We start from the raw sequence: 5,556 nt of genomic DNA on the forward strand, positions 1-5,556 counted from the left end.
AGCCCCACGAGCGAATACAACCGCCGTTGGCTCAACTACCTGAGCGAATTCGGCGATGCGGAAGACGTGGTCGTGGTCGTCGAGGGCGGCTCCTCGGCAGCGGTCCGGCCGGTCGTCGATGAGTTGGGCGAAATCCTCGCCCGTGAGGAGCGGCTGTTCGAGTCGCTGCTGTACAAGATCGACACGAGCAAGTTGGCGGCCAAGGGGCTGCATCTAGCGTCCGACGAGCAACTCGCCGCGTTGGCGAAATCGGTTCAACAGCCTTCGCCGATGCTGGGCGGCGATTGGTCGCAACTCAACTTCGGCGGGCAACTCATGGCGGCCGGCGCGGCCTGGAGCGACGGCGCGCGGGCAAGTCCGGTCACCGCGGAAGCGCGCCTCGATGCGTTGCGCCCCTTGTTGGATCATCTCGAACGCGCGCTCACCGATCAATCTCCGCCGCCGACGGCGTCCGGCCCCTTCGCGGAGGGGATGTTGTCCTCCGATGCCTTGCCGACGGAGTATCTTTCTGCTGACGGCGGGCGGCTGGGATTGCTGTTGCTGCGCGTGGTGAACAAAGATGAAGGCTTCGTGCAAGGCAGCGAAGCGATCGACGCCTTGCGCGCGATCGTCGCCGAAGTGCAGCCGCGTCATCCGAATGTGCGCATCGGCCTGACCGGTTTGCCGATCATGGAGAACGACGAGATGCGCGTCAGCCAGCGCGATATGTCGCTGGCCAACATTATCTCGTTCATCGGCGTCGCGGCTGTGTTCGTGGCGATCCTCGGCGGTTGGCGGCATCCGCTTTGGACGTCGATCACACTGCTGATCGGCATGGCCTGGTCGTTCGGCTACCTGACGCTCGTCATTGGCCATCTGAACATCCTCAGCGTCTCGTTCTCGGTGTTCCTCATCGGGCTCGGGATGGATTTTGGCATTCATTACGTCGCGCGGTATCTGCAATTGCGCATCGAGCGCGAAACGCTGGACGACGCACTTTGCAAGACCGCGATCGGCATCGGCCCTGGCATCACGACCGGCGCCGTGACGACGGCGCTCGCATTCTTTACGGCCGGAGTGACCGACTTCCCCGGCGTAGCAGAACTAGGGATCATCGCCGGCGGCGGCATTCTGCTTTGCTTCGTCGCCGCGGTGACCGTGCTACCGGCGATGTTGGTGCTGAGCGATCGCAAACGCCCGCGCGTGTTCGTCGCGGCGCCGCTGGATGTCGGCAGCTGGTCCGTGGCGATGTTGCGAAATCCCGGCTGGATTTTGGTCGCCAGCGTCGTGGTGACCGGCGCCCTGACGGCCGGCGCGCCGCGTGTCTGGTACGACCACAACTTGCTGAACCTGCAATCGCAGGGCCTGGAAAGCGTCGACCTGGAACGCAAACTCCTGGCCGACTCCGACCAAAACACCTGGTACGCGGTCTCCATCGCCGGCGATGTGCCCGAATTGCTCGCGCGGAAGCAGCGTTTCCTACAACTTGCGACGGTCGATCGCGTCGAGGAAATCGTCTCGCTGGTCGGCGTCGAGCAACCGGAGAAGGCGCAGCAGATCGCCGCCATTCATGAAAAGCTGAATACCTTGCCGGTGAATGTTCCCCTCGTGCCGGTGGAGCAACCGGCGCGATTAGCGAAGGCGGTCACCGATCTCTATCAAGCTGCCGCGGCGACGCCGGAGCTCGCGCATGTCGCGCAGCAACTTTCGACTGTGCGTGACTTGCTGTTCGCCACGCGGCCGGAAGATTATTTCCTCCGCATGACGCGCTATCAGCAGACGCTGGCGGCCGAAGGGTTGCGGCGACTCGAAATGGTGCGCGATGCGTCGTCGGCTTCAGCGCCGTCGTTCGACGATCTGCCGGAGAGCCTGGTGCGGCGCTTTCGCAGTCCGCAGGGAATGCACTTGCTTAAGGTGTACGGCCGCGGCGATATCTGGAACCGCGCCACGTTGGAAACCTTTGTTGCTGAGTTGCGCACGGTCGATCCGGAAGTCACGGGCGAACCGCTACAGGCCTTCGAGGCCTCGCGTGAGATGAAGGAGAGCTACCAGACTGCCATGCTCTATGCGTTCATCGCGTCGTGCGTGGTGCTGGCCATCGACTTCCGCCGATTCAGCGACGTGCTGTTGGCGTTCTTGCCGCTCGCGGTCGGCATGTTGCAGATGTTCGGCCTGATGGGTTGGCTCGGCGTGCCGCTCAATCCGGCCAACATGATCGTGTTGCCGCTGATCTTCGGGATCGGCATCGACGAAGGCGTTCATATCATCCACGACTACCGGAGCCAGCCGGGCGCGTACCGGATGTCGAACTCGACCGCGGTAAGCGTGTTGCTGTCGTCGCTGCAAGAGATCGTCGGCTTCGGCAGCTTGATGATCTCCGAGCATCAAGGCCTGCAGAGCCTCGGTCGCGTACTCACGCTTGGCATGACAACGTCGATGTTCACGTCGCTGGTCATGCTGCCGGCAATTCTGACGTTGCTTGGACGGCGACGTCAGCGCGATTCGGATGCCCGCGCTCCGGTCGTCAAAGTATCTGCACGTGGACCGCGCCGCAGTCGCGCTCCCGCGCCCGGCGCCGTTGTGGGTCGCTGAGCTTCCGCCTTCTCGCCGGATTCAAGCGAATTCAACTCCGCGTCCGGAAGCACCTGCGCGCCCCGCAGCCAGCGGTCGACGATGCCGCGCACAAAGCTGGGCTCGACGAACGCCAGGCAACCGTACAGCATTACGAAGCCGAAGGTGATCATGCCCATGCCGAAGGCAATGCCGAGGTGCAAGGGAATCGCCACGAGCAACACGAGCGGCCGCAGCATCCGGTTCCAGATCAACGCACAGAACGAGATTTCCCAGATGATGGTCGTATGCGTCATGAAGCTAATGACATACGGGTGATTGGAGAGCCAGGTCAGGTCCAGCGACTGGTATTCCAGGTTCGCCACCGCGCCCCAGAGCGCCGAGCCGTCCCACCACATGCCGCCTTGCAGTTTTGACAGGCCGGCGTTGAAGTAAATGACGCACATATGCAACTGAATCAACCGTGTGGCGATGTTCGCCATCACGCTCGACGCGGGCAGCGGCAACTTCTCGCCAGCGCGCCAGCGAGCGATCAGACGATCCACTGAGTAACACGCGCCGCTGGGGCCGATCATCAGGTACAGCGCCAGCATTCCGTTGATTTGATCCAATCCGAACTGCGAGGCCACGGTGCGATTGGCGTACGAGGCGCAGAGCACGAACGACACGATGCTCGCAATCCGCGTCTGAAAGCCGATCGTCAGACAGAACATCGCCACGAGGGCGGCGACATGCACGGTCCAGAGCGCGGCGGGCGATTCGCACCACCACAGCATGCTCCACGTCCAACGCATGCTGTCGGGGCCGTAGATGTATTCGGCCGAGGCCCGCGGAATCCACGGTTGCGCGCCCATGAAGTCGCTCAGGCCGAGCGTCCAGACGGCGTGCGTGTAGAGCAACATGGCGCCGGCCAGGATGCGGATCAAGCCGAGCGTGGCGGGATCGCGCGGCGTGAACCAAAACCGGTTCCAGCCTTCGGAAAACCAGCGCGCGAGATCGAGCGGGTAGCGTAAGGCGACGGTGCTCATGATTCGTTCCGCGTAAAAGTGCCCAGCGATTTCTCTTGATACAGGCTCGCGTCGTCCAGCTTCATGCCCTTCTGCACGTCGATCGGCGAAGGGAAGTGATGCCGCACGAGATACAGCTTCACCGACGCGGCGCCATGTTTGTTCAGCAAGTGGTCGGCGTAGCCGCGGGCCAATTGACGTTGCCCTGCGCTCAGTTGTTGCAACGGCCACTCCGGCTGCGTTCGCCATTGCTCCGCCGACTTTTCATCCGGCGGAATCTGATTCAGGAACTCCGTCAACATGAAGTGACGGTGATAGAGCAAGCGTGGTTGATGTTCGGCGAGATCCGGGAACCGCCCCGACTTCACGCTGCCGCCCGGCATCTTCAATTCGTAGCGCACCAGGTGACTGGGGCCCGGTTCCGGTGCAAAGAAGTGATAGCCATGATTCAGGTAGCCGGCCTGCAAGTAAGGCTGAAACGGCCTGGCCGCGGTTTGCGCCAAAGGACTCGACGGCGGCGCCGACCACGGAGCGATGATGATCGCCGCCATGTGGAAGGCAATCAACACGCTGCCGATGACTCGGGCTCGCAGGGAGGGATAGGCGATGTTCATCAGTCGCGTTTCCAAGAGTTGACGCCGGATGCCTGGGGCTGGGGCGAATGACGGAAGTAACCAAGCCGATAACGCTGGGGCATCGTGGCGACCTGCTGACCGATCAAACGAAGCCCCAGTGGTTCGACCATGGGGACTGAGTCTCGTGTGCCCCTGCCCCAGGCACCCGCGGTGATTGCGTATCCGAGAAAACTCTCTCGGACTCACACGGCGGCCTCACAGCCTGCCTGATGCGAACCGTCTACCCAGTTTATCGGCGCGGCGAGGCAAAAACAGAACGTAAACCGGGCGCGCGTGGCGTGCGTGCAACGCTGGGCAGTGTGCGGCGCGACGGCATAAAACAAAAAACCCCTCGATCCGGAAGTCCGAATCGAGGGGTTCGTATTTCAAACGGTTCTTGCGCTGATCGCCCGAGAGGGACAGGCGAATCATCGCGAGGCTGTTTGTAAGACTACTTCGAGGCGACCTTGGTGGCGGCGAAATCGAAGTTCACTTCGCGATTATCGCCAGCAGCCAAAGTGATCGTCTCTTCTTGCGTTTCCATCCGGCCATCCACGTCGGCTTCGACGCGGATGGTGTAGTTTTCCCACTGGTCGCCCGAGTTCAGGCGGCTGGTGGAGAATTCACGCACCGAGCCGAACGAATCGGTCTCGTGTCCGGCCAAGAACACCTTGGCGTTCGCCGGCACATTGACCTTGAGGACCGTCGTCAGCGGTTCGCCCGCGGCGGCAGTCTTCGTGGTTTCGGCTTCGAAATCAACCCGCGCGGTCTGGCCGGCCGTCAACGTGACCGACTTGGTCTCGGTGACCGACTTACCTTCGCGGACGAATTCGGCACGCAGTTCATACGTGTAGTTGAAGCCCGGGCGCAGGTCGCGGGAAACGTAGTTCCGTTCCGCGCCTTCGCTCGTCGTGGCCACGCCATTGACGTAGATCTTGGCGTTGGTCGGAACCTGGACGGTCAACACGGCGCTGTCGGCGCTGTGCATGGCTTGCGGTTCGGTCGTCACGCCTTCGGCGGCCGGAGCGGCGCCTTCGGTAGCGGGCATAGCGCCTTCTTCGATCACGGCGCCGTCTTCGATGATCACGTCGTTCGAGGTGCTGTAACCGCCCGACGAACCCGAGCTGCCCCACGAACCGGAGCTACCCGAGCTGCCACCGGACGAACCGGAGCTGCCCCACGAGCCCGAGCTGCCGTAGCTTCCGCCGGACGAGCCGGACGAACCCCAGCTGCCGCTCGAAGCGTGCGCGGCACGACGGGCAGCGCGACGGGCGCCCCATCCGCCGCTCGACCCGCCGCTGGAGCCGCCACTCGATCCGCTCGATCCCCAGCTGCCCGACGAGCCGCTGGAACCCGAGCCACCGGAAGAACCGGACGAACCGGAG

At 63.0% G+C, this 5,556-nt stretch carries 5 protein-coding genes; 1 reads left to right on the plus strand and 4 read right to left on the minus strand.

The annotated features are described in order from the left end of the window. Positions 1-2,571 (plus strand): MMPL family transporter (locus tag SGJ19_20870; GenBank protein ID MDZ4782707.1); only part of this gene is annotated, 2,571 nt, incomplete at its 5' end. On the opposite strand, the gene SGJ19_20875 is transcribed toward SGJ19_20870, so the two are convergent. The 4 genes from SGJ19_20875 to SGJ19_20890 form a co-directional block, all read right to left on the minus strand. Next, positions 2,472-3,578: an HTTM domain-containing protein gene (locus tag SGJ19_20875; protein ID MDZ4782708.1), complete on the minus strand. Its 1,107-nt coding sequence runs from the start codon at positions 3,576-3,578 to the stop codon at positions 2,472-2,474. The genes SGJ19_20870 and SGJ19_20875 overlap by 100 nt on opposite strands. Beyond that, positions 3,575-4,171 carry a hypothetical protein gene (locus SGJ19_20880; protein ID MDZ4782709.1) on the minus strand — a complete coding sequence of 199 codons (597 nt, stop codon included), beginning with the start codon at positions 4,169-4,171 and terminating at the stop codon, positions 3,575-3,577. The genes SGJ19_20875 and SGJ19_20880 overlap by 4 nt, the downstream gene beginning before the upstream one ends. Next, a complete protein-coding gene (locus SGJ19_20885) occupies positions 4,171-4,302 on the minus strand; it encodes a hypothetical protein (GenBank protein ID MDZ4782710.1) in 132 nt (43 codons plus the stop codon). The genes SGJ19_20880 and SGJ19_20885 overlap by 1 nt, the downstream gene beginning before the upstream one ends. A gap of 320 nt (positions 4,303-4,622) precedes the next feature. Continuing rightward, positions 4,623-5,556, minus strand: a 934-nt coding sequence (locus tag SGJ19_20890) for a TIGR03000 domain-containing protein (GenBank protein ID MDZ4782711.1), incomplete at its 5' end; no start/stop codon positions are given.

Source organism: Planctomycetia bacterium (genome assembly GCA_034440135.1).
In the GTDB taxonomy this organism is placed as follows: domain Bacteria; phylum Planctomycetota; class Planctomycetia; order Pirellulales; family JALHLM01; genus JALHLM01.